This window comes from Photobacterium sp. GB-36, from assembly GCF_003026135.1.
In the GTDB taxonomy this organism is placed as follows: domain Bacteria; phylum Pseudomonadota; class Gammaproteobacteria; order Enterobacterales; family Vibrionaceae; genus Photobacterium.
In genome coordinates this window covers 16,732-41,347 of sequence record NZ_PYNY01000025.1, presented here as the reverse complement: position 1 = coordinate 41,347, position 24,616 = coordinate 16,732, and the positions used below count along the sequence as shown (strand labels likewise).

Sequence of the window (24,616 nt, the reverse complement as noted above, 5' to 3'; positions counted from 1 at the left end):
TGTATTCTTATCTTTGACGTTCTAGCATTAGTGACCAACTGAAAACTTGCACTTGTTTTCAATTTTAATCTTCTAGCTACAGAGTCTATTTGCATGAACAACGATAAAAGACCTTTATATATCCCCTATGCAGGTCCTGCACTACTTGAAACACCTCTTCTTAACAAAGGTAGTGCATTCTCTGTCGAAGAACGTATGTTCTTTAACCTTGAAGGGCTTCTTCCTGAAGCTATTGAATCTATTGAAGAACAAACAGAACGTGCTTATCAGCAATACCTAAAGTTTGATAACGATATGGATAAGCACATTTATCTGCGAAATATCCAAGACACCAATGAAACCTTGTTTTACCGTTTGGTAGAAAATCACGTAACAGAAATGATGCCAATCATCTATACCCCTACAGTGGGATCTGCGTGTGAGGATTTCTCAAATATTTACCGTCGTGGTCGTGGTCTATTCATTTCATACCCAAACCGTGATCGTATTGAAGACATGCTGAACAACGCGTCTCGTCAGAACGTTAAAGTGATTGTTGTAACCGATGGTGAGCGTATCCTTGGTTTAGGTGATCAAGGTATCGGTGGTATGGGCATTCCAATTGGTAAGCTTTCTTTATATACCGCATGTGGTGGTATCAGCCCAGCTTATACTTTACCTGTTGTTCTTGATGTTGGTACCAATAACCCACAACGTTTATCTGATCCCATGTACATGGGTTGGCGCCATACCCGCATTACCGGAAAAGAGTACGATGCGTTTGTTGATGAATTTATCCAAGCCGTAAAACAACGTTGGCCTGAAGCATTAATTCAATTTGAAGATTTCGCACAAAAAAATGCAATGCCTTTACTTGAGCGTTACAAAGATAAAGTTTGTTGCTTTAACGATGATATTCAAGGCACAGCAGCGGTAACTGTTGGCTCTTTACTTGCGGCATGTAAAGCAGCAGGCAATAAACTGTCTGAGCAGCGTGTAACCTTCCTTGGTGCAGGCTCGGCAGGTTGTGGGATTGCAGAAGCGATTATTGCACAAATGGTGTCTGAAGGTATTTCTGATGCACAAGCGCGCAGTCAAGTATTCATGGTTGACCGTTGGGGCCTACTCATTGATGGCATGCCAAATCTACTCAACTTCCAACAAGCTCTTGTTCAGAAAAATGCACAATTAGCAGATTGGGATGTGGCAGATAATAACATCTCACTCCTTGATGTTATGCGTAATGCAAAACCAACGATTTTAATCGGTGTATCTGGTGTTCCGGGACTGTTTAGTGAAGACGTGATCCGTGAAATGTACGCGCACTGCGAACGCCCTATCATTTTCCCACTTTCCAACCCAACCAGCCGCGTTGAAGCAACACCGTTTGATTTGATCCGTTGGACGGATGGTAATGCACTTGTTGCAACAGGTTCACCATTTGAGCCTGTGATTTATGAAGGTAAAACTTATCCAATCGCACAATGTAATAACAGTTACATTTTCCCAGGTATTGGTTTAGGGGTATTAGCCATTAATGCTCGCCGTGTTACCAATGAAATGCTAATGGAAAGTAGTCAGGCCTTAGCGGAGTGTTCTCCACTTGCTATTCATGGACATGGCCCACTATTACCGCCATTAGAAGATATTCAGAAAGTCTCACGTAAAATTGCTTTTGCCGTTGCGAAGAAAGCGGTAGAACAACATAAAGCACCGAAAAACTCCGATGAACGTATCCGTGAAAAAATCGATGCTAACTTCTGGAAATCAGAATATCGTCGTTACAAACGAACTTCGTTCTAAACCTCAGTTTAAAAAAGGTGCCAATCTGGCACCTTTTTTTGATGTAAGTAATACTGCGCCTTTACTCGTTATTGAATATTATTTCAGCAGTCATAAGGTAAAATGACAATACGCAGACATTTACCTCTTAATTAATAAACATTTTATTAAATGATTAGGGTAAGATATAAGATAAGAACTTTGTACTTTCGTGGATAATTATGAAACTGCTCAACTTCATCCGTATTTCTGCAGTTATCTGTATCTTATTTGTTTCAACATTATTGTTATTTGATCGTTGGGTTTCAGCTCGTACATCTGATCGCATTTATCATGATATCTCTACAGTACCCAAACATTCTGTGGGATTAGTTCTTGGAACAAGTAAATATATAGCTAAGACACTAAACCCATATTATGAATATCGTATTACAGCAGCATTAGATTTATTTAAACAAGGTAAAATAGATTATTTTTTACTCAGTGGTGACAATGCACACCGCTCATATAATGAACCTTGGACGATGAAACGAGATTTATTAAAAGCAGGTGTTCCTGATGACAAAATTGTTTTAGATTATGCTGGGTTTCGAACGCTTGATTCTATCGTCCGCGCAAAAGAAGTGTTTGAAACGGATAACTTTACAATTATTACCCAACAATTCCACTGCGAGCGCGCCCTATTTATTGCTGACAGTTATAACATAAAAGCTACATGTTTGGCGGTACATGAGCCAAATGGTACGGCACAACTTAAAATCCGTATTCGAGAAGTACTTGCTCGTGTTAAAGCATTGAGTGATCTGTTTATACTGAATGTTCAGCCTAAGTTTCTAGGCCCTAAAGAACCTATTATAAAACCCGCACCTTCCACTGTTATCAGTGATGATACAGCACCATCTTCAGCTATTAATAGTCAAAAGCAGTTAGATAATTTAGCAGTGACAAAAAGTAACACTTCAAAGTAAAACATAAAGCCAGTGATTTCACTGGCTTATATTTTTAACCTGTCTTTAGCTTTTATCTCTCATCATCTTCATAAACCTATGCTTTACATCTTTCATATGATGAAAAACGTCGGTTTTCATCTTCTTTTTTAACTCTGTACGTTTAGTCTGTCTCTGCATCCCTGCCATTTTACTGCCCATCTTTGCGTCAATAATTTGTCGGAAAACATATTAGCACAGGCTACAAAAGTTATAGCGGCGATTCTTTGTGATCAACACCTAAATTATTAGTCATTGATAGAATGATATTGCTCTATTTTCTTAACCTTCGAATAAACAATAAAATATCTTTTTATTTCAATCGTCTAGAAATAACAAAATCACTTAATTATCACCAAAAATTAACCGATTATATACATAAGTCTCAAATTCTTTCGTTAACAAGCCTTATATTAGCAGCGCAACTAGATGCATTAACTACTGGCCTTGCTATTGGAGAAACGCTATGACAGCGCTCACACTCACGATTAAACAATGGATATTGAATCGTAATAGTCTAATTATCATTGCAGATATACTTTTGTTTTTAACGCTACTAAACACGCTACCATTTGAAGCTAATATCACATTAGGGCTTAGTATATTAAGCTTTATCGCTGTGCTCTGGTTAACTGAAGCATTACATGTCAGTGTCACTGCCATTCTCGTTCCCTTACTCGCCGTATTCTTTGGTGTTTTTCAAACTCAGCAAGCATTAGCAAACTTCTCTAATCCAATTATATTTCTCTTTCTTGGAGGCTTCGCGTTAGCTGCAGCATTGCATAAACAGCAACTCGATCAAGTCATTGCAGATAAAGTGCTAGTAGCTGCAAAAGGTAAAATGTCTGTTGCCGTATTAATGCTATTTGGTGTAACAGCAGGGCTATCAATGTGGATAAGTAATACAGCCACTACCGCAATGATGCTGCCATTAGTACTAGGGGTATTAAATAAGGTTAATAGTAAAACAGGTCATAACACTTATGTCTTTACCCTGCTTGGTATTGCTTATTGTGCCAGTATTGGCGGCATTGCCACGATTGTCGGCAGCCCTCCTAATGCCATTGCAGCCGCAGAAGCAGGATTAAACTTTACCGAGTGGATGTACTTTGGCATACCTGTGAGTCTTTTTTTGTTACCGCTAACCGTTGGTCTGTTATATATTCTTCTAAAACCAAATTTAAATCACACCTTTGAGATTGACCACACTCCTGTCACTTGGACAAAAGGAAAATTTCTTACTCTAGCTATTTTCCTTCTCACAGTTAGCTGTTGGATTTTCAGCAAACCTATTAACGCATTTTTAGGTGGGTTCGCTAAATTTGATACGCTGGTTGCCTTAAGCGCCATCGTATTATTATGTGTATCACGCGTGGTTAGCTGGAAAGATATTCAAAAATCAACAGACTGGGGTGTACTTATTCTATTTGGTGGCGGTATCTGTTTGAGCAATATATTAAAAGCCACGGGAACAAGTGTCTTCTTAGCACAAGAGTTAAGTACGTTTTTAAACCAAGCGGGTTTATTCCTTACTATTTTAGTTGTTGCTATCTTTGTTGTTTTTCTCACCGAGTTTGCAAGTAATACTGCCAGCGCAGCGCTGTTAATCCCTGTATTTGCAACCGTTGCAGAAGCATTAGGTGTATCGCCTGTTGTGTTATCAGCTCTTATTGCTATCGCGGCTTCTTGTGCCTTTATGCTGCCTGTTGCGACACCACCTAATGCGATCGTATTTAGTACAGGCTATATAAAACAACAAGAAATGATGCGTGTTGGTATTTATCTCAATATCTTATGTATTGCATTTCTAACAATATTTACTTGGCTATTCTGGTAATTTTAATAAAAAATACATATAAAGAAGGTGCCTGCCAACACCTTCTTTATCTATTATTTCATAATAAGGTTATGAGTAACCTTTCATTGTTTCCATTTTCTTTTTCTAATTTACACTTTCCTTTTTGTTCTATTTTTTTTAATTGCTCTTCTTCTAAAGCAAAAGGTAATAATAATAAAATACTTTTTATACCTTCATTTCGTGATAATAATAATAATCGAATAATATTCTGCGTATCACTGGCACTGCTTGATAATACTTTTAACGCCTGTTGATGTAACTTTTCTGCGGGGCTTATTTGTGAATATGTGCCTGTTTTAATATTTAATTCAAAAGATGAAATGATGTTTTTTACAACATCAATAAATGTCCATTTTTGATTACAAAGAAGCGAGAGGAAATGCGTGTAATCAAATATGATTTGCTCTTTTTCTGATGTGTTCAACATTGTTTCCATAACTATCCTTAGGTAGAAACATAACATCTTCTAGCATTAACTTAATGTCCTTATCACTATACGACTAGTAGAATAACAAACTAAATCACCCAACCTTGATTTGTGATTATCGTCACATAAAACATTTGATTTAACATTACAAAAAACACTTTCAAAACAAAGATTTAACAACAAGAAACCTTTTATTATCACTACTCATTTATGATTAAGCATGTTACGTGACCATATATTCTGTGGTAGCAATACCCCAAGATCTCCTTTAATACACAAAAAAAAATGCTTAACCATTCGATCAGGTTATTGAGAATAACAATCAATCGATATATTTAAGCGCGTAATTTTACCTTTAAAAACGCTGTGCCATTATATAACTGCTTTATATGGTAATCATTTTGAAAAACGACTGGAAAATTTGTCAATACAAGACTAAAATCGCCTTGTTTTGGGGAGTAGTCACAATTGTTCGTCTGTCGTCATCTCGAAGTTTACACTTCCGGCAGCCGTGAATGGATTTGCATTATTATTCATGCACCATTTTGACGAGACCAATGCCATTATCGCTTGCACATTGGTGCAGTCATACTCAAACACTCAGAGGTTTGAGTTTTTAATGCGCGTAAGGTTGATTGTGAAACACCCTTTTACCCTGCCTTCCGCGTTTTTAATCTTTATGCGATAACATATTGTTGCCAAACTATATTGCCTTTTTATAGGCATATAACTTTATACTTATAAAAAACTAATATTTATTATTTAGTTTATAAAATAACAATACGTTATCGCTTTAAGGTCGATTTTTAGGAGAGACTCTATGAGCCTTTTTAGCTATGAAGGGTTCGCTGTATTAACAGTGTTAATGTTTGCGTTGGATTTGTATCAAACACGTGGTGGTAAGATTTCCATCAAGAAAGCAGCTATCTGGAGTGTATTCTGGGTTTTTCTCGCTTTCTTATTTGCGGTGTTTATCTACTTCAATTGGCAGTTGATGGCACCAGAAAGTACCTACAGTAATTCAAAAGCAGCAACTGCTTTTGTCACGGGCTACTTATTAGAAAAATCATTAAGTGTTGATAACTTATTTGTTTTCGCCCTAATTTTTGGCCAATTTATGGTACCTGAGCGTTTACGCCCGCGCGTATTAATGCTCGGCATTGTCGGTGCGCTTTTTTTACGTGGTGGTATGATCGCAGTCGGTGCTCAACTCTTGGATGACTTCCATTGGGTTATGTACATCTTTGCCGTTTTCCTTCTTTACACTGGCTTCAAACTCTGGAAAGAAGATGAAGAAGAACAAGAAGACTTCTCAGATGCGTTACCGGTACGTATTGTAAAACGCTTCTTTAAAGTTACAGATGATTATCACGACCATAAAATGTTCGTTAAAGGAGAGCATGGTTGGTTAGCGACACCATTACTTGTTGTGGTTGCAGTGATCGCGCTTACCGATGTCATGTTTGCACTCGATTCTATTCCTGCGATCTTTGCGGTAACACGTGAACCGTTCTTGGTGCTTACTGCTAACGTATTTGCATTACTAGGCTTACGCTCACTGTATTTCGTACTTGAGGGTATGTTAACGCGTTTCTGCTACCTACGTGTCGCACTGGCATTTATTCTAAGCTTCATTGGCTTGAAGATGCTTTTAGTCGGTACCGCTTGGGCTATCCCAACAGCGGTATCACTGTGTGTCATTGTTCTTACTATTTCCATCGCCATTGGCGCATCGCTATGGAAAACACGTAACGACGAACAAACGCCTATCAATCATGAATAAAAAGTAAAAAAAACGCCACAGGTGTCTGTGGCGTTTTTTATCTTTATTGTCTAAGCCAATTTAGCAACAATAGTTTGAATATCAACAGGGTTAGTAACAATATAGTCAGGTTTAATCAGCGCTAATTGCTGATGATCGCTGTCTTTTTGGGTATCAACCCATACGCTCTTAATACCTGCATTTTTAGCACCTATAATATCTGCCGCCAATGAATCCCCCATATGGATGACTTCTTCAGGTTTACAGTTCACCAAGTTTAGTGCTTTTTCAAAAATACTTACTGCCGGTTTTTCCTCAGGCTCTTCCCCACCCACAATAATATGATCAACATATTGCTGCATTTCTGTTGCGGCCAACTTTGGATGTTGTGAAAAAACCGGACCATTGGTAATAACAACCAATTGATATGATTTGCGCAATGCCAACAGCGTTTCTTTCATCTGAGGAAAAAAATCAAAGCTAGCCATACGAGATTGATCAAAGCATGCTTGAATAGCGACTGCAGCATCAAAAGATAACTCAATGCCCTGCTCTTTAAATAAAACTAAAATAAGGTTTTGGCGGAAGAGAAGCTCATCGGATATTAGTGGCACTAGCTCAGGTAATTCATCATTGAGTTTTTTATATACACCTGCAATATAGCGTTCTAAAAACATGTCTACATTTAATTGTGGGTACAAATTACTGACATATAATTTCAGCTCGTTCGCGGCATGTTTGTCAGCTAAAGACGTTGCACACAAGGTTTCGTCCATATCGAGAAAAATAGCTTTTAACACGTTAACCTTCTTTATTAGTGATTACAGGCACACTTATAGTAACGAGTATGGTGCGCTTAACCTAGTATTTATCATGATTTCATTACCCAAACTGATGAGTATCACGTATTTTAAGTATAAAAAAACCAGCAACCTAGTGCTGGTTTTTATCTTTAATTACGACTTAATTTTTAACAAAATCTTTCATCGTAATAAATTTATTTTTAATCTTATTTGCACTTGGCGAGTCATAACCGTAGATATCTTCACGCATTTGTACTTTACCATTATTATCAACCCATGCCGTGAGATAGACAAAATCGACACCAATCCGCTTAGATAAACTCACGGTTTTTTGCTTTTTCGCATCTAACATTTGTTTAAATTCTGGAATGTTTCCACGATTTTGGTACTCAATTACATAATTAGCAAGATCATAAGCACGTTCAACACGTACACAACCAGAGCTTAAATCACGCTTAGTTTTGCTAAACAATCCGCGTGAAGGAGTATCGTGCAAGAAAATAGCGTAATCATTTGGCATAAGGAACTTAACACGACCAAGTGAATTACGAGGACCAGGACCTTGCTGAAACTCATGCGGAAATGTTTTTGGATTCACCGTCGCCCAGTCAATACTCGTTGGTGAAATCACAGTACGATCACGCCAACTATTTAAAATCTGCATATTATGCTGCTTTAAATAATCAATATTGTGCTTCACTTTTGGGATAACATCATGCTGCTTGATTGTAATCGGTACGTTCCAGTATGGGTTTACAACCATAGTCGTAATAGCCGATGAGAATAAGTTTGTAGGACGGCTATCACGACCGACAATGACTTTAGATTCAAATACGATGTTACCTTTATCAAACACTTCTAACTTATAGTTAGGAATGTTAACCCAAATATGAGGACGATTTTCATTATACTTATTTAAGGTAGCCACACGTAGCGTATTCAATGCTAAACGACGCGCAATATCCGCATAAGGCATAACAAGTTGCTGAACAGTTGCCTCACCAATAATACCATCACTTGCTAAACCATGACGTTTTTGGAATGCTTTTAAGCTTTCAAAAACAGCACCAGAATTGGTGATCTGATGTTCAAGTGATAAACGGTCGTAATCTGTCTGATCCATATCACCAAGGGTATACAATACTTTAATCAACTCATGCCCGTTAGGCAGTGTTGCCCCTTTGCGATAAACCTGCTTAAAGTTCGATGATGTTAAAGTATGCGCGGGTAAATTCAGGTATTTGGCAATCGCATCCATTGTTGGTTTAAATGCAATATAACCAGGACGTAATTGCTCAAGTCTCGCAAGTGTCATCGGATAAACATTAACGCCATCGGCATATTTGCTCATCGGCTTACTCATGTTAATAGGCTTAGACAAGAACAGTACATCACGGTGAGTTGTAATGTAGTTTTGGAATGCGCGATACACATAATAGGTATCAGTCGCTAATAAGTCATAAGCTTGCTCGTTATTTTCACTCTTAAGCTTATTCAGTTCGGAAAGACGTTGGGATAAACCCGGTAGCATTTTTGTATCTACAACGGCTTTTAACTGTAGTTCAAACTCATCTCGCAGTGCTTTATTTTGCCAAAAAGGATAAAACTTATTCTCAGTATACGCTTGTTCTATTTGAGACTTAAAACAAACCTTATTCACCGAGTCAGCACAAAGTGTTTTGGTGCTAAACACTGTTTGATTGTTTAAAGAAGACCAATCCACACTACCTGTACTCGTTGCAGGAGCTTCTCTATCATTTACAGGAGGAAACACAACAGTATCTTTATCCGGCCCTGTAATGTTCACATAGTTATGTGGTGCAATGTGTGCTAATTCAATAGCAAAAGCACTACTCGGAAGAATCAAAGATAAAACAAGAAGCTTGCTGAAACACTGAGTGACAACACGCTGAGAATTAAACATCTTCAAAGCGATCCTTATCAAATAAAAGAAGAAAGATATCCGTATTAAAATAACTAAACGTTCATTTACAACCATGTAACGCTTATATACGGCACACAAACAAAATAACCTGTATAAAGGCCAATATCGGTATATTTAGACAAATTTTTAATCACGATACAATTCAAATAACGTAACTTTAAACGTTAAATATACCCTAACAGGATTTTTTATACTGAGTATCACACATTTAATACAAATATCACCTTGATTTAAAAGATAAAAAAAACATTATTTGAAATGGTGTTCATAAAAACACCATTTATCTAAAATATCTATTAGCGCAAGTTAATCGGCATTTTATAGTGAGTTCGTCTCAATTATGCTCAAAAATAAAGCTACTTATTGTTTTCGCGATAGAAAGCCCACTCTTCTACAACTTTACCATCCGCTAAGTGACAATATCCCACTTCACCTTTTTCTTCTTTTTTAATTTCAAGTTTCCCACCCTGCTCCTCACAGTAAACAGAAGCTGGATTCGCCATACCAACCGCTTCTTTTTTGGGTTGTTCTGGTTGTTTTTGCTCTTCTTTATTACACCCAACTAATGCGATACCCAAACCGATAACAGCGAATAAAACTGTCCACTTTTTCATATTCATCCCTTATGTCATTCGCTTTTCCATTTTGGAAAACATACGTTAATTCTTTTTCACTTCTGGAAATTGTTAATCTCATCTAAAGTGCCACTAAATTATAACAATACACGGTACTTGCAATGTCATTACATTCCAAAATAAAACAGATTATTTCTTCTTCTACATTAAGCCCGAAACAAAAAACATTGTTTCTCTCTCTCGAAGCTGAAGCAATTGTAGACTATATGCCAGTAAGTGACGAAATTTTAGAAGCAAAAAATGAAGGAATTATCTGTGATATGTTCGAAGGTAATGCGCCTTTTAAGCCTCGCTACATACTGCCCGACTATGCTAAATACTTACAGAATGGTTCAAGCTATTTAGAGCTAGAGCCCGCAAAAAATCTGGATGACGCGCTCAATGCGCTCACCATTATTTATCATCACGTACCATCTGTAACTAACTACCCTGTTTATATCGGTCAACTTGATGATTTATTGTTACCGTTTGTAAATAGTGAATCTGAAACTGATATTTACAACAAGCTAAAGCGTTTTTGGATTATGCTCGACCGCACCCTACCCGATGCGTTTATGCATGCCAATATTGGTCCAACTGATAACATTATTTGCCGTACTATTTTAAAAATTGATGCAGAGCTTAAGCAAGTCGCGCCTAATCTCACTTTTATGTACGACGCTGAAGTATCACCAATATCTTTACTCGAACAAGCTTGCCAAAATATTTGTGAATGCAGTAAACCCCATATTGCCAACTACCCAATGTTTAAAGATACATTTGGTAAACAAGGCTTTGGTATTGTTAGTTGCTACAACTCACTACCGTTAGCAGGCGGCGCAAATACACTTGTACGCTTAAACTTAAAAGCGGCGGCAGAAAAAGCAACAGATGTAGATAACTTCATCAACCAAGTGCTACCGCATTATTGCCAAATGACTTTCGGACTTATTGAAGCGCGTTCAGCATTTCTTCATGAAGAATCAAACTTCTTTACTAGCTTTTTAGTACAAGAACAATTGATTGATGAAAACCGTTTTGCCCCAATGTTTGGTATCTACGGTATGGCAGAAGCAGTCAATTTATTATTGGAGAAATCAGGCTCAACAGAAAAATATGGCCACAGTGATTCAGCCAATGCATTAGCATTATCTATCACTCAACTATTAAGTGACATTGTCACGAATACACCAGTGAAATATGGTTATAGCCAGCGAGCACTATTGCACTCGCAAGGTGGTATTAGCAGCGATCAAAACGTAACACCAGGGATCCGTATTCCTTATGGTACAGAGCCTGATCCTGTTTTGCACATTAAAGCGCTGGCTGCACATCATCAGTATTACCTATCAGGTATCAGCGATATTTTAACCATTGATGAAACAATCAAACAAAATCCACTCGCCATGGTTACCTTATGTAAAGGCGCATTAAATATGGGGTTTCGTGAGTTTACCGTAAACGTTCACTCAAACGATCTTGTTCGAGTAACGGGCTATATGATTAAGCTATCTGATGTTGCTAAATTCAAAGAGGCCGGTTCACGTACCAATACAACGTGGTTAGGCTCAGAAGCCAGCGAACAAACCGACATTTTAAAACGTCTACCTCGTGTGTTAAGTCACGAGCAAACACCTCATTATTCACATCTCTCTATTGAGAATTAAGAGTTAACAAGTAAATGATTTCAGCCACTATTAGTAAGATACTTAATTTTTCGTGCGTTGATGGACCCGGCAACCGAATGGTGATTTTTTTTCAAGGATGTAACTACAACTGCAAAAATTGCCATAACCCACAAACCATCGGTCTTTGTAACCATTGTGCAGACTGCATTAAGCACTGCCCAACGCAAGCGTTACAAGCTATTCATACGGAAAATGAAAAAACGAAAGTGGCATGGAATCAAGCATTATGCACTGAATGTGATAAGTGTATTGAGGCTTGCCCTCGACAAGCGAGCCCTAAAACCATAACGATGTCAGTTTCTGAATTAATTGAAAAAATTCATGAAAATAGGTTATTTATTAATGGTATTACCGTTTCTGGTGGCGAGGCATCACTTAATTTACCTTTTATTATTTCGCTATTTCGTTTAATAAAAACGACGGCTTCACTGAAACATTTAACATGCATGATAGACAGTAATGGCAGTTTAAGCGTAACGGGTTGGAAACACCTTACCCCCTACCTTGATGGTGCGATGATTGACTTAAAAGCATGGCACGATGAAACGCATAAATGGTTAACCAACCGAAGTAACCACCGCGTTTTTGAAACGATGAACTTTCTTCATGCTCAAAACAAATTACACGAAATTAGACTGTTGCATATTCCGAATACAACTGATTTTATAGAGCAGATAGAAAAAGTAGCGTATTACTTACGTCCCTTTTCAAGCAGTGTGAAAATAAAGCTCAATGCGTTTAGGCATCATGGTGTGGTAGGTGATGCACTCAACTGGGATGAGTGTAACCAAGAAGAGATTAATCAATTAGCTAACGAACTATCAGAGCGTGGCGTGAAAAACTTACTGACTCCTGCTATTTATTAAATCAAAAATTTAGATATTCCGTCTGCTGATCATAGCGACATAATTAATTAAGTCGTTCAGCAGTCGGAGTTTCGTTTTCTTTAGATCCTCACTTCTTAACGTATCTTTTGAAGTGAGACTTTATAAATCAATCTCTGCTGTTTTATCTTCAACGCCACAAAGAATTAAAATTTGCTGATGTAACCAACGAAGAGCAGGATCATTCATGCTCGGTTGATGCCACACCAAACTATAAGCAACCTTGCCATAATTAAACGGTAACGGCTTTTCAACAAGTGCTTTAGACTGTAATGCCGTACTTGCCCAACGTTTAGAGCAGGTAAATAACAAATTACTGTTATGACACATCGTCGCTGCACCACCAAAGTCTGCGACATTCACCACCACTTTTCTTTTATGATGCTGTTGCGTTAATTGCATCTCAAAAAATGGCACACTTAAATCACTATCCAAAATACCAATATGACCACAATTTAAATAATTTTCTATTGTCAGCTCTTTATCGGCAAGAGGATGATCATGCGCCATTAAGCAAACCATCTCATCGGTAAACAAGGTCTGCCATACTAAGTTATTTTGCATCAATGGTGGCTGGCTAAGATCGTGTGGCAAAATCACAAAATCCAATATGCCTTTGGTTAAACCATCAAAACCAATGCTGTCTTTCGACCAAATATCAAAACGGACATTCGGCGCTTTTTTTAGAACATGGGCATAAAGACCACCGGCGATTAATTCAAAAGTACTTTCCCGCATCGCAAGTGAAAAACTCCCTTCATACTCTTCTGGCTGAAACGCTTCTTTGGTCATGATCTGATTCATATCACTGATCATTTGGTGAACCGTAGGGCCTAGCCTACGAGCTAAAGGAGTAGAAATTAGCTTATTACCATGACGATAAAAGAGTTCGTCATTGAGATTGTCACGTAATTGGCTGAGTGTTTTACTAACGGAAGAAGGGCTTACACATAATCGCTCTGCACATGCCGTAACACTTAGCGTATCTAGCATTACGTGCAAGGTAATTAAGTGTTTCATACTTATACGAGAAAGTTTAATTAAATCCATCTGCGACCTTTAATATATAAGCCAGAAAATCGATAATTCAGCAGTATGAGATAAAAAAAATGCTAGTCAATAAAGGACTAGCATTTCTGTTCATTTATTAATAGCGCACGTTGTTTTTGTTTTAAATTTCAACAATAGCGTAAACTATTATTTATCGAATACCGTTTAAGAACTCTGCACGTGTCGCTGAATTTTTCTTAAAAATACCACCAAGCGCTGTGGTTGTGGTTACACTGGTTGCATCCATAACACCACGCGCTTTTACGCAATAATGCGTTGCATCAATCGTAACTGCGACATCATCACTTTCTAATAATGTTTGAAGTGCGACTAACACTTGTTGTGTTAAACGCTCTTGAACTTGTGGGCGCTGAGCAAAGAAACGAACAATACGGTTAATTTTGGATAAACCAATAATTTTCCCACGAGGAATATAAGCAACCGTCGCTTTACCATCAATCGTTACTAAATGGTGCTCACACGTACTGGTTAACGTGATGTCTTTAACTCGCACCATTTCATCACACTTCATTTTATTTTCAATGACGGTGATTTTAGGGAAATTGGCATAGTCTAAACCTGAAAACACTTCATCAACGTACATTTTCGCAATGCGGTGTGGGGTTTCAACCAAGCTATCATCAGTCAGATCTAGCGCGAGTAACGATAAGATCTCACGCATGTGGTATTCAATCTTTTCTTTTTTCTCTTCGCGGCTAACATCTTGTTCAACCATTGGGGTTTCAAGACCACGGGCTGCTAATGCATCACGAACTAGTACTGCAGATTCACTTAATGCTGTCATTCTTTTCCTCCAACTGGCACAGGCTGAAATGCAATAAAACAAGCCTGTTTTCGCTCGCCAGCGCTAAAAACATACGCAGAATACCTCCAAATGAAAATAATTACACCTCCCATTTATTAGGGATTAGTCCAATTGGCCTAATTTTGGCATAATCAATCCCTTACAGCCCTTAACAATAAAGGGTAAAATCATAATTAAGCGATTTAATACGTGGTTTGAAGGGCTATTAATATTTATCATTTTACTGATGCTCTTGCTTCAAAGCCACTATGATTCAAATTAAACAATAACGAGATGGATACCATTATGGGATGCTGCGACGTACCAGGCCTTATGCCCGTTGAAACTGCCATTGAAAATATTCTTGAGCAAGTTTCCTCTACAACTACAACATCAACGGTAGCATTAGCCGATGCAATGGGATTAGTGCTAGCGCAAGATATTCTTTCGCCTATCAACGTACCACCATTTGCGAACTCGGCAATGGATGGTTACGCGCTTCGTGCTGAAGACTTAGCAAATACAGATACATTGATTTTAGCGGGTAAATCTTTCGCTGGTGTTCCATTTGAAGGTAAATGTCAGCAAGGTCAATGTATCCGTATTATGACGGGTGCTGAAATGCCTGCCGGTACAGATACCGTGATTATGCAAGAGGAAACGTCTGTTGATGGTGAGAACATCACTTTTAATATCAAGCCAAAAGCGAACGATAACGTGCGCCCAATTGGTGATGACGTAAGCCTTGGTGAAACTGTGCTAGTAACAGGTACACGTTTAACTGCGCGTGAAATGCCTTTACTTGCATCACTTGGTATTGCAGAGCTTGAAACGTACCACCGCCCGAAAGTGGCTTTCTTTTCTACTGGTGACGAATTACGTCCAGTAGGCGAAACACTAGAAGCTGGTCAAATCTACGACAGCAATCGCTACGGTATTCGCGCTCTACTAGAAAAATTTGGTTGTGAAGTGTTAGATTTAGGCATTATTCCGGACTGCCCTGAAAAACTGCGTGACGCATTTTTAAAAGGCTCAACAGAAGCCGACGTATTAATCACATCAGGTGGCGTTAGTGTCGGTGAAGCGGATTACACCAAAGATATTTTGGATCAAGAAGGCCAAATCGGTTTTTGGAAAATCGCCATGAAACCGGGTAAACCTTTCGCGTTTGGTAAAATCAATAATGCTTGGTTCTGTGGCCTACCGGGCAACCCAGTATCAGCAATGCTGACTTTATACCAACTAGTACAACCTATGCTGGCGAAACTAGCAGGTAACAGCCAATACCAACCGCCTGTTCGTGTAAAAGCAAAAGCGACAACAATGTTTAAAAAACGCCCTGGTCGTACCGATTTCCAACGTGGTATTTACAGCATTAACGTTGAAGGTCAATTAGAAGTAGCAACAACAGGCAATCAAGGCTCTGGTGCCTTTAGTTCAATGCACCTTGCTAACTGCTTTGTGGTACTAGAGCAAGATCGTGGTCGTGTTCAAGCGGGTGAAGATGTGACTATCGAAATCTTCAACCACACCTTGTACTAAGCAAACGGTATTTCTAATGACAACAGAAAACACAAATAACGTTGAACTGACAGATGATGAAATGCTGCGGTATAACCGCCAAATCATTTTGCGTCAGTTTGATTTTGAAGGGCAAGAAGCATTAAAGTCTTCTTCTATGCTTATCCTTGGTGCTGGAGGCTTAGGCTGTGCTTCTACGCAATATTTAGCCGCTGCTGGTGTGGGTAAACTAACCCTGATTGATGATGATAAGGTTGAAGTTTCTAACCTTCAGCGTCAAGTGTTACACCATGATGCTACGGTTGGCCTATTAAAGGTCGATTCTGCAAAAGAAGCGTTATGTCGTATTAACCCATATCTTACGGTAGAGACCATAGCCAAACGCTTAACCGATGAAGCGTTACTACCACTCATAGAAAGCCACGACATTGTTTTAGATTGTAGCGATAACGTTGATACTCGTAATCAACTTAACCGCCTATGCTTTAGAACCAAAACGCCGCTTATCTCCGGCGCAGCAATTCGTATGGAAGGTCAGCTCAGTGTTTACACGTACCAAGATAACGAGCCGTGTTATCAGTGTTTAAGCGCCCTATTTGGTCAACAAACATTAAGCTGTGTTGAAGCAGGCATTATGTCGCCCGTTGTCGGCATCGTTGGTGCAGTTCAAGCGATGGAAGCAATCAAAGTGGTTGCCAACATGGGGACACCATTAACAGGTAAACTGCTCATGCTAGATGCGCTCACAATGAGCTGGCGAGAAATGAAGTTAATGAAACAACCCACTTGCTCAGTTTGCGCTAATTGATCATATCCGCTGTATATGCCATCCATGAAATATACAGCGGTAATTCCTTTCACCCATCACTGCTTTACTAACGACTACCTCTAAATCCCCTAGCCGATCGGTTTCACACAACTCAAGCTCAAATTTATATATCGAGCATTTTTTTGCTAAAACACCTTAATACAAAAAATAAATTACGGGATAAACATATTTAGTAAAAAGATCTTAGCAGCAGCCTTGCTTGCGTTGTCATTTAATGTCTCTGCAGCCACTGGTGACATTCCAGTCTCAAAAAAACTACTGATAGATAAACTATTAGCGCAAACGGGGCAATCTGCCGTTGCTGTCGGTAGGCAATATTCAGATTTATTCACCCAGCAAATGACATTGATCTTAAAGCAATCTAAGCCCGATATTAATCCCAAAGCGTTTGACATTGTAGAAGAAGAGATCAGTGCCATCATGGATGAAGAGTTTGTGATCAACGACAGCTTCAAAACCATGATGTACCCAATCTACAATAAGCATTTCACTGAAGATGAACTGCGTAAAATGATTGAAATTAACGATACCGAATTTGGCAAAAAGTTAATTCGAGTAATGCCGCTTATCAATCAAGAAGGCATGTTAGTTGGACAAGAATTTGGACAGAAATTAGGTCCGAAAATTCAAAAACGTATAACCAAGCGTTTTAAAGAAGAAGGGATAAAGTAAACCGTTTACTCTTCAGGTATTAAAAAGCCGACTGTGACTATTTTTCTAGTACTCATTCGGCTCTCTTATCCAATACTATTTTTCACTCTGCTACTAGAGCAATAAAATAATACTCACAATCGCTGCACTCATTAAGTTTGCCAGTACACCAGCCGCAACTGCGCGGATACCGTATTTCGCAATAAATGGACGGCGCTCAGGAATTAAGCTTCCCATACCACCAATCAAAATAGCCAGCGTTGTAATATTAGCAAAGCCACATAATGCAAAAGTAACAACAGCAAGGCTGTGTGGCGATAAGGTATCCTGCACTTTAATCATATCAATGAAAGCAACAAACTCGTTCATCACTACTTTTTGACCAATTAACGAACCCGCAGTTACCGCCTCGCTCATTGGAATACCCAGTAAAAGTGCAACTGGCGCAAACAGGTAACCAATCAACATTTGGAACGTTAAGCCATGAATACCAAAGAACTCACCAATATCGCCTAACAAGCCATTAAATAATGCAATAACACTGATAAAAGCAATCAATGTTGCACCAATTGTCACTGCCATACGCAAGCCAGACATTGCACCATCAGCCAACGCTTCAACTACATTGGTTGCTTTAGGGATTTCAACACTGGTAATTTCATTCGCTGATAGCTTATTCTCGCTTGGCGGCATAATGATTTTTGACATTAATAAACCAGCAGGCGCAGACATAAACGCAGCGGCAATCAAGTAATTTAAATCAACACCAACAGCGGCATAACCCACCATCGTAGAGCCTGCAACAGAAGCCAAACCACATGTCATCACCGCAAAAAGTTGTGAATCATCCATAGATTTTAAGTACGGTTTAATAACCAGTGGGACTTCAGACATGCCGACAAAAATGTTGGCACCAGCAGATAATGATTCAGCACGACCCGTACCTAAAATACGTTGCAGTGCGCCACCAAAAATATTAACGACTTTCTGCATAATGCCTACGTGATACAGCATAGAAATCAGTGCAGAAAAGAAAATAATAATACCAAGTACATTAACGGCAAATACAAAACCGATACTACCTGTTGCCAAACCACCAAATAAAAATGACAAACCATCTTTACCATAATCGGTGACGTACGTTACGCCATTGCTGACAGCTTGAAGTGCTGTTTTACCTGCTGGGATATATAAAACAATTAAAGCAAACAGTACTTGTAACGCAAACGCGATAGACACCATTTTTACAGGAATACGCTTTTTATCCGTTGAGATAAGAAACGCGAGTAAAAGTAGAACGAATATACCTAATAAAGCAATCATGAGATCTTTGTTGTTACCCAAAAGAGGGTTGCATTGTATTTACACTAAAAATACAAGCAACATCACATTGTTGTTTAGTTGTTACACCAAGAGTGATACACCTAAACTTATTGAGCCAAAAACAAAATCGAACCCATAAAAATCAAAACATTAGCTGTAAATGCTGCTTTATTATTTCCATATAAAAAAAATAATTTGCTTTAACGCAATAAAATCGAAAATATCAGCGTATTTAACAAGCATGTATGTGCTGATATTTTCAACAAAATAAAATACGTATTTGCAAAGCAATCTATAAGTTACAGCGTTATCACCTATGCCTTTACCGTATCACTTCTTTATTACTGATAGGAAAAAGTAAACAGGCTTAAAAACTTGTTTGATTTAGACCACTTGTAACTACTGTTCTGTCATTACTATCTTTCATTTCATTTATGTTAGAGTTACAGCAAATATTAAAATAAAAGAAACATCCCAATGAAACGTATTGTCTTATTTAGCCAGAAAAACTGCTCAAACTGTAAAGATGCACAACAATACATGACAAATAAAAACTACAGTTATCGTTTGGTTGATATCAGCTCACCAAAAGGAAGAAAGGAATTTAATAGTACTGGCGCTAGATCTGTCCCTGTTTTAAAAGTGGGTGATCAGGTGTTAATTGGCTGGAATATTACCAAGTTTGAAAAAGCATTAAAGTCAAAAGACTAAGAAAGCATTTAATACTACTTTTCAGTGAGTTATTATTTTTTAGATATAAAAAACCGACAGCATGTGTCGGTTTTCTTTTACTCGATTTATCGAGCAAGTTGTTAGTCGTTGTCGTTTAAGCGGATACCTTCACGCTCAATAACAATTAACCCTTTCTTGTATAAGCCACCAATCGTTTTCTTAAAGGTCGCTTTACTTGTACGGAAAACTTGGAAGATTTCATCAGGAGTTGATTTATCACTTACTGGGATAAAGCCACCTTTACGCTCTAACGAGGTTAAGATTTTATCCGCTAGATCGTCAACACGATCTTTACCCATTTTCTGTAGTGATAGGTTTAACTTACCATCTGGACGAATTTCTTTAATGTAGGCTTTTAATGCTTTACCAATAAATAGCTTACCAAATGATTCTGTTTTAAAGAAAAGTCCCCAATGTTTACCTTCAACCACGGCTTTAAAACCAAGATCTGTTACTTCAGCAATAATTACCTGCACTTCTTGACCGATCTGGTAAGTTGCTGGTGTCTTATCTAAGTAACGGTTAAATTTAGTAGTACCCACAATACGACCAGACGCTTTGTCTGTGTATACGTGAATAACCACTTCTTGACCTTCTTCTAAACGACGGCGTTGCTCACTAAATGGAATAAGCAAATCTTTCGTTAAACCCCAATCAACAAACGCACCAATGTTGGTTACACCCACTACACGTAGTTTTGCGAAATCGCCAACTTGTGCATAAGGTTCCGTTGTTGTAGCAATGACTTCGTCATTCGAATCGAAGTAAATAAATACTTTTAACTTATCGCCTAGCTCGGTACCTGCTGGAACTGAGTTCTTAGGTAACAGGATATTACCGAAGTCTTCACCACCATCAAGAAATACGCCAAAATCTACTAGTTTGACGACTTCTAGTGTGTTGTATTTTCCAATTCTAATCATGTATCAGGTACTCTCTGCGTAGGCAACGACACGCGTTTGGTGATGTTGCTTCAATATCTTTATCAATCAATTTATTAGCTGCATGATGAATTAGCTATATCTCGCTAATCAATCGGCTATAATGCACGTGTTGTGCTTAGATTGCTGCATTATACGTGATGTTGGTTCGCAACGCCTGACCTATCTGCATTTATTTGATGATTTTTCATGCTATCAGCGCAAACTTATATGTTAACAGTAATATTTAAAACCAACTTATTCTAAAATTAATAGAGTAAGTTATTGTTGTAGATCTTGGAGGATATCAATAAGTGATCACTGTCGATAAAAAAGATGGGCATAAATTAAAAATATCCCATGTTATTCAAGAAACAACCAATCGGCAGCTCGATATGTACATCTTCATTCCCGGTGAGCTTGGTTTAAATGCCAATATCATTTCTGAAGAAGAGTTCTATCATAACGCTATCCACGGTAAACGTACTTATTTCAGTGATATTAATCACCTTCCTCTTGTTCATAGTCGCCTTGCCAGCCGTGGAAAATTATCTATCGAACAATACCGTTTAAGCTTAAGCCTTTACGCTTATCAGTATGCACTCGCGCTAGAAAAAGCCACCAATGATTTATTAAATCAAAATGATAACCCGACATTTGAAGATGTTGAGGAATCTGCCAATATCTCGGTGCGTATTTTAAAGCGCTTACGTCGAAATATTCCAACCGACAAAAAGCTGCTTAAGTATTACGAGAATATTGATAACTATCTGTCTTGGTTTACTGAGCAGCGCTTCCTTCAGTTAATTTCTCATCTTCCGCGTGGCAACGATTACAACGCCATTAAAACAACGTTACTTGAAATCTGTGAATCTGAAACACAACACCGAATAAAGCATAATTATAACTCGGCTAAAGCGATGGAAGATCCAACCCGTATGTCGAATAAAATGCGGCTATTACGACGTTTGATTGAATACCCTGTTACGATGAGTGAGAAAACCATTGAGCTGGGTGCAAGCACAAAAAAAGTGGTGACAGGCGCAGCTGCCGGCATTGTGATGATTTTTGTCACCATGATGCTGATAAAAGCACGCGGTATGCTCGGTGATATTACCGCGTCATTCATTTTGGTGTTATCGCTAATTTATGCCGCACGTGAAGTGTTTAAAGATGACTTAAAAACCATGCTTTGGCGTTGGTTACGGAAAGGTAAAGCTCGTTGGCGGAAGCAATTCTTTGATGCGAATACCACTCATTTAATTGGTCGACAGCTCGAATGGCTTGAATATATTAGCTATGACAGTTTACCAACCGATATTCGTAAAACGCGTAAACATAAAGTGTCTCACCGGGAAGAAACCATTCTTCACTATAAAAGTACCACCCGTATGTCACCAACAAAGTTTTTAAGTGGTTATGAGCAAACGCGAGAATCGATCATTTTAGATTTACGTACTGTTGCAGCATTAATGGAAAAAGGCTCTCAGCGTTTATACCAACTGAATGATGGCCAAGTAACAAAAGAGTCTGTGGAAAAACGTCACCTGATTAACTTAATAACCAAAGAAACAGACGAAGATAAAACAGTGCGTATTCAGCGTTGGAAAATTATTATGAGTCGTTCCAAAATTGTGGACATTGAGCCTATTCTCCCTCCAGAGAAAAAGCCAGTTGCGGAAGCTCAAGCTGCGAAGGAAAGCGAAAAAGCGCAAACGGCCTAACACTCAAAAAGCTCACTGTTGACGATAACAATCGTGCAATAGTGAGCTTTTTACTGTGGCATTGAAAATTATGCTGCACGAACAGAAACTGGTAATTCTGCACCTTTTTTGGTTAAACCAAATTGCCACACATTTAAATCACGACAACGGAATGCCCCAGCGCAAGACAGCAAGTAATAACGCCACATACGGTAGAAACGCTCACCATACTTCTCTGCTAATGTCGGCCAAGCGGCTTCAAAGTTATCATTCCAAGCGACGAGTGTTGTATCGTAATCAGGACCAATGTTCTGTACATCTTCAATATTGAAATAATCTTCAGCTGACGCACCAATTTGCATCATTGATGGGATCACACCGTTAGGGAAAATGTACTTATTGATCCATGGGTCAACTGACGTTTTCGATTTCGGACTACCAATGGTGTGAAGTAAGAAAATACCGTCTTCAGCAAGAAAACTGTACGCAGATTTAAAGTAGTCTTCATAGTTTTCAGGGCCAACGTGCTCCATCATGCCAATAGAGACAACGCGATCATAAGGCTGCTCTGGGTGATATAAGCGGTAATCTTGAAGAATAAAGTTAACGGGTAAGCCTTTCTCGTCTGCTCTCGCCTGACCAAGTGCTGCTTGTTCTTTTGATAAGGTTAAACCATCACAAATAACACCATACTTTTCAGCAGCAAAGATCATAAAGCTGCCCCATCCACAACCAATATCAAGTAAACGCATGCCCGGTTGTAAACCCATTTTGCGGCAGACTAAATCTAGCTTTGCTTCTTGCGCTGCTTTCAGGTTGTCGCTGTCTTTCCAATAAGCACACGTATAAGTCATACGAGGATCGAGCATAGCTTCAAATAAATCATTGCCTAAGTCATAATGAAAAGGCACATCCTGAGTTACACGCTCAACACTTTGAGGGTTAAATAATTGCTTAAGTTTAGACGCGCCAGCTTTTAACCCTAATTGTATTTTTGTTGTGGTGGTTAGCCTATCTTCGATACCAGCATGTAATACACGAGAAATCATTTCATCAATAGCATCACAGTCCCACATGCCATCCATATAGCTTTCACCAAAGCCTAAAGAACCATCTTTTAATACGCGATCAAAAACACCTTCATCATGAATTTTAATATCCCAAGGACGATTACCATTAATTTTCACATCAGCAAAATCTAAAATGTCTTGAAAAAATTGATTATTTGTCATTCTGTATACCACTACTTTTTATTTGTATGACAAATTGCCTTTTTGTATTTATATTCACAATATAAAAATTCAAAAACTAATTTTTAGTTAATAATATCAATAAGTAAAATAATAATATTGCAGAAAAACAGTTTAACAATTTTATAATTAAGAATTGAATGATATTTCTTTTCAATTAACGCTCATCAACGTATATTTAGCTCAAATTTTTTCCATTATTTCGACATAATCATGTCAAGCTAACAAAGCATAAAGGAGCATGCAATGCGTCTACCAATGACGTCTTTACTTATCATTGATCCTCAATATGACTTTTATGATGTTCCCGTTAATGAACAATTCACATTAGGTTCAGCATCTCAGAAGATTACTATTTCACCAGCTCTTCCCGTTCCTGGTGCATGGGAAGACGCTAACAAACTTGCTGCATTTATTACAAAGCAACAAAAGAATATTAATCAGATTATTGTGACACTTGATAGCCATCATGAATACGATATTGCTCATGCGCCCTATTGGAAAAATGAAGCAGGCGAACACCCAGCCCCATTTACTCTAATTAACCATCAAGACATTGTGGATGGTATCTGGCTGCCTACTGATCCAACGCTTTTAAATCATGTCCTTAATTACACCCAGTCATTAGAAAAAGAGGGGAAATATAGCCTTCTTATCTGGCCGACCCATTGTGTGATTGGCTCTGTTGGACACAATATCGTTAAGCCTATTCATACAGCAATTCATGCTTGGGAGCAGCAAGCGAATACACAACATATCAGTATTGCTAAAGGCGAGAACCCACATACAGAGCATTACGGTGGTTGCGAAGCTGAATATCCGTTAGAAGATGATAAAAAGACCCAATTTGATCCTCAACTAGTCGAGCTCGTTAAGCAAAATGATCAGGTTTATATTTCAGGCCAAGCTCTTTCCCACTGTGTTGCCAGTACGGTTGAACAAATAGTCGAAAAGCTCACAAACGAAGAGATCAAAAAGCTAACAATTTTAATCGATACCACCAGTCCTGTTGCTGGATTTGAACAACAAGCAAAAGATTTTATGAATAGAATGTCATCTATTGGTGTGAATTTTGTAACCTCATCGAATTTATAAGACTATTAT

General features: G+C 38.3%; 21 protein-coding genes. 12 read left to right on the top strand and 9 right to left on the bottom strand.

All coding sequences use genetic code 11. The features are described from left to right. The first annotated feature begins 93 nt into the window (after positions 1-93). The 3 genes from C9J46_RS17790 (at position 94) to C9J46_RS17780 (ending at position 4,584) form a co-directional block, all read left to right on the top strand. Complete coding sequence (locus tag C9J46_RS17790) at positions 94-1,782, top strand: NAD-dependent malic enzyme (RefSeq protein WP_107246592.1); 1,689 nt, start codon at positions 94-96, stop codon at positions 1,780-1,782. 200 nt (positions 1,783-1,982) lie between these two features. After that, positions 1,983-2,729 carry a vancomycin high temperature exclusion protein gene (locus C9J46_RS17785; protein WP_107208459.1) on the top strand — a complete coding sequence of 249 codons (747 nt, stop codon included), beginning with the start codon at positions 1,983-1,985 and terminating at the stop codon, positions 2,727-2,729. A 484-nt stretch (positions 2,730-3,213) separates the two neighbouring features. After that, the gene (locus tag C9J46_RS17780; RefSeq protein ID WP_107208460.1) at positions 3,214-4,584 is read left to right on the top strand and encodes a DASS family sodium-coupled anion symporter; all 1,371 of its coding nucleotides are present in this window, start codon (positions 3,214-3,216) and stop codon (positions 4,582-4,584) included. Between the two features lie 58 nt (positions 4,585-4,642). On the opposite strand, the gene C9J46_RS17775 is transcribed toward C9J46_RS17780, so the two are convergent. Next, entirely contained in the window at positions 4,643-5,041 is a 399-nt protein-coding gene (locus C9J46_RS17775; protein WP_107246590.1) for a hypothetical protein, read from the bottom strand. Between the two features lie 811 nt (positions 5,042-5,852). Here C9J46_RS17775 and C9J46_RS17770 point away from each other — a divergent pair. Further along, positions 5,853-6,815: a TerC family protein gene (locus C9J46_RS17770; RefSeq protein WP_107208462.1), complete on the top strand. Its 963-nt coding sequence runs from the start codon at positions 5,853-5,855 to the stop codon at positions 6,813-6,815. Between the two features lie 50 nt (positions 6,816-6,865). Here the strand turns inward: C9J46_RS17770 and C9J46_RS17765 are convergent, their stop codons facing one another. The 3 genes from C9J46_RS17765 to C9J46_RS17755 form a co-directional block, all read right to left on the bottom strand. After that, complete coding sequence (locus C9J46_RS17765; protein WP_107208463.1) at positions 6,866-7,594, bottom strand: HAD family hydrolase; 729 nt, start codon at positions 7,592-7,594, stop codon at positions 6,866-6,868. Positions 7,595-7,757: 163 nt separating this feature from the next. Beyond that, complete coding sequence (locus C9J46_RS17760; RefSeq protein WP_107291301.1) at positions 7,758-9,521, bottom strand: murein L,D-transpeptidase; 1,764 nt, start codon at positions 9,519-9,521, stop codon at positions 7,758-7,760. Between the two features lie 377 nt (positions 9,522-9,898). Then, positions 9,899-10,156 carry a DUF333 domain-containing protein gene (locus C9J46_RS17755; RefSeq protein WP_107208465.1) on the bottom strand — a complete coding sequence of 86 codons (258 nt, stop codon included), beginning with the start codon at positions 10,154-10,156 and terminating at the stop codon, positions 9,899-9,901. A 122-nt stretch (positions 10,157-10,278) separates the two neighbouring features. Here C9J46_RS17755 and C9J46_RS17750 point away from each other — a divergent pair, with 122 nt between their 5' ends. Further along, positions 10,279-11,823 carry a YjjI family glycine radical enzyme gene (locus C9J46_RS17750; protein WP_107291300.1) on the top strand — a complete coding sequence of 515 codons (1,545 nt, stop codon included), beginning with the start codon at positions 10,279-10,281 and terminating at the stop codon, positions 11,821-11,823. A gap of 14 nt (positions 11,824-11,837) precedes the next feature. Beyond that, the gene (locus C9J46_RS17745; protein WP_255419032.1) at positions 11,838-12,710 is read left to right on the top strand and encodes a YjjW family glycine radical enzyme activase; all 873 of its coding nucleotides are present in this window, start codon (positions 11,838-11,840) and stop codon (positions 12,708-12,710) included. Positions 12,711-12,830: 120 nt separating this feature from the next. Here the strand turns inward: C9J46_RS17745 and C9J46_RS17740 are convergent, their stop codons facing one another. Beyond that, positions 12,831-13,778 carry a LysR family transcriptional regulator gene (locus C9J46_RS17740; RefSeq protein WP_107208467.1) on the bottom strand — a complete coding sequence of 316 codons (948 nt, stop codon included), beginning with the start codon at positions 13,776-13,778 and terminating at the stop codon, positions 12,831-12,833. Between the two features lie 151 nt (positions 13,779-13,929). Next, positions 13,930-14,583 (bottom strand): GTP cyclohydrolase I FolE, encoded by a 654-nt coding sequence (gene folE, locus C9J46_RS17735; protein WP_107208468.1) that lies wholly within the window; start codon positions 14,581-14,583, stop codon positions 13,930-13,932. 306 nt (positions 14,584-14,889) lie between these two features. Between folE and moeA the strand changes: the two genes are divergently transcribed. The 3 genes from moeA (at position 14,890) to C9J46_RS17715 (ending at position 17,605) form a co-directional block, all read left to right on the top strand. Further along, positions 14,890-16,125, top strand: coding sequence for a molybdopterin molybdotransferase MoeA (gene moeA, locus C9J46_RS17725; protein ID WP_105060310.1), 1,236 nt, complete (start codon positions 14,890-14,892; stop codon positions 16,123-16,125). Between the two features lie 16 nt (positions 16,126-16,141). Then, positions 16,142-16,912: a molybdopterin-synthase adenylyltransferase MoeB gene (gene moeB / locus C9J46_RS17720; protein WP_107246584.1), complete on the top strand. Its 771-nt coding sequence runs from the start codon at positions 16,142-16,144 to the stop codon at positions 16,910-16,912. 216 nt (positions 16,913-17,128) lie between these two features. Continuing rightward, the gene (locus tag C9J46_RS17715) at positions 17,129-17,605 is read left to right on the top strand and encodes a DUF2059 domain-containing protein (RefSeq protein WP_233217804.1); all 477 of its coding nucleotides are present in this window, start codon (positions 17,129-17,131) and stop codon (positions 17,603-17,605) included. A gap of 93 nt (positions 17,606-17,698) precedes the next feature. Here the strand turns inward: C9J46_RS17715 and C9J46_RS17710 are convergent, their stop codons facing one another. Next, positions 17,699-18,907, bottom strand: coding sequence for a NupC/NupG family nucleoside CNT transporter (locus C9J46_RS17710; RefSeq protein ID WP_105060313.1), 1,209 nt, complete (start codon positions 18,905-18,907; stop codon positions 17,699-17,701). A gap of 477 nt (positions 18,908-19,384) precedes the next feature. On the opposite strand from C9J46_RS17710, the gene C9J46_RS17705 reads away from it, so the two are divergent. Continuing rightward, positions 19,385-19,618: a glutaredoxin family protein gene (locus tag C9J46_RS17705; RefSeq protein WP_107208474.1), complete on the top strand. Its 234-nt coding sequence runs from the start codon at positions 19,385-19,387 to the stop codon at positions 19,616-19,618. Positions 19,619-19,719: 101 nt separating this feature from the next. Here the strand turns inward: C9J46_RS17705 and C9J46_RS17700 are convergent, their stop codons facing one another. Beyond that, a complete protein-coding gene (locus tag C9J46_RS17700; RefSeq protein ID WP_005367598.1) occupies positions 19,720-20,562 on the bottom strand; it encodes a S1 RNA-binding domain-containing protein in 843 nt (280 codons plus the stop codon). Between the two features lie 311 nt (positions 20,563-20,873). Between C9J46_RS17700 and C9J46_RS17695 the strand changes: the two genes are divergently transcribed. Continuing rightward, positions 20,874-22,283: a hypothetical protein gene (locus C9J46_RS17695; RefSeq protein WP_107208475.1), complete on the top strand. Its 1,410-nt coding sequence runs from the start codon at positions 20,874-20,876 to the stop codon at positions 22,281-22,283. 68 nt (positions 22,284-22,351) lie between these two features. On the opposite strand, the gene cfa is transcribed toward C9J46_RS17695, so the two are convergent. After that, entirely contained in the window at positions 22,352-23,494 is a 1,143-nt protein-coding gene (gene cfa, locus C9J46_RS17690) for a cyclopropane fatty acyl phospholipid synthase (protein ID WP_107246581.1), read from the bottom strand. 264 nt (positions 23,495-23,758) lie between these two features. Between cfa and C9J46_RS17685 the strand changes: the two genes are divergently transcribed. Beyond that, the gene (locus tag C9J46_RS17685) at positions 23,759-24,607 is read left to right on the top strand and encodes a hypothetical protein (RefSeq protein WP_107208477.1); all 849 of its coding nucleotides are present in this window, start codon (positions 23,759-23,761) and stop codon (positions 24,605-24,607) included. Positions 24,608-24,616: the final 9 nt, after the last annotated feature.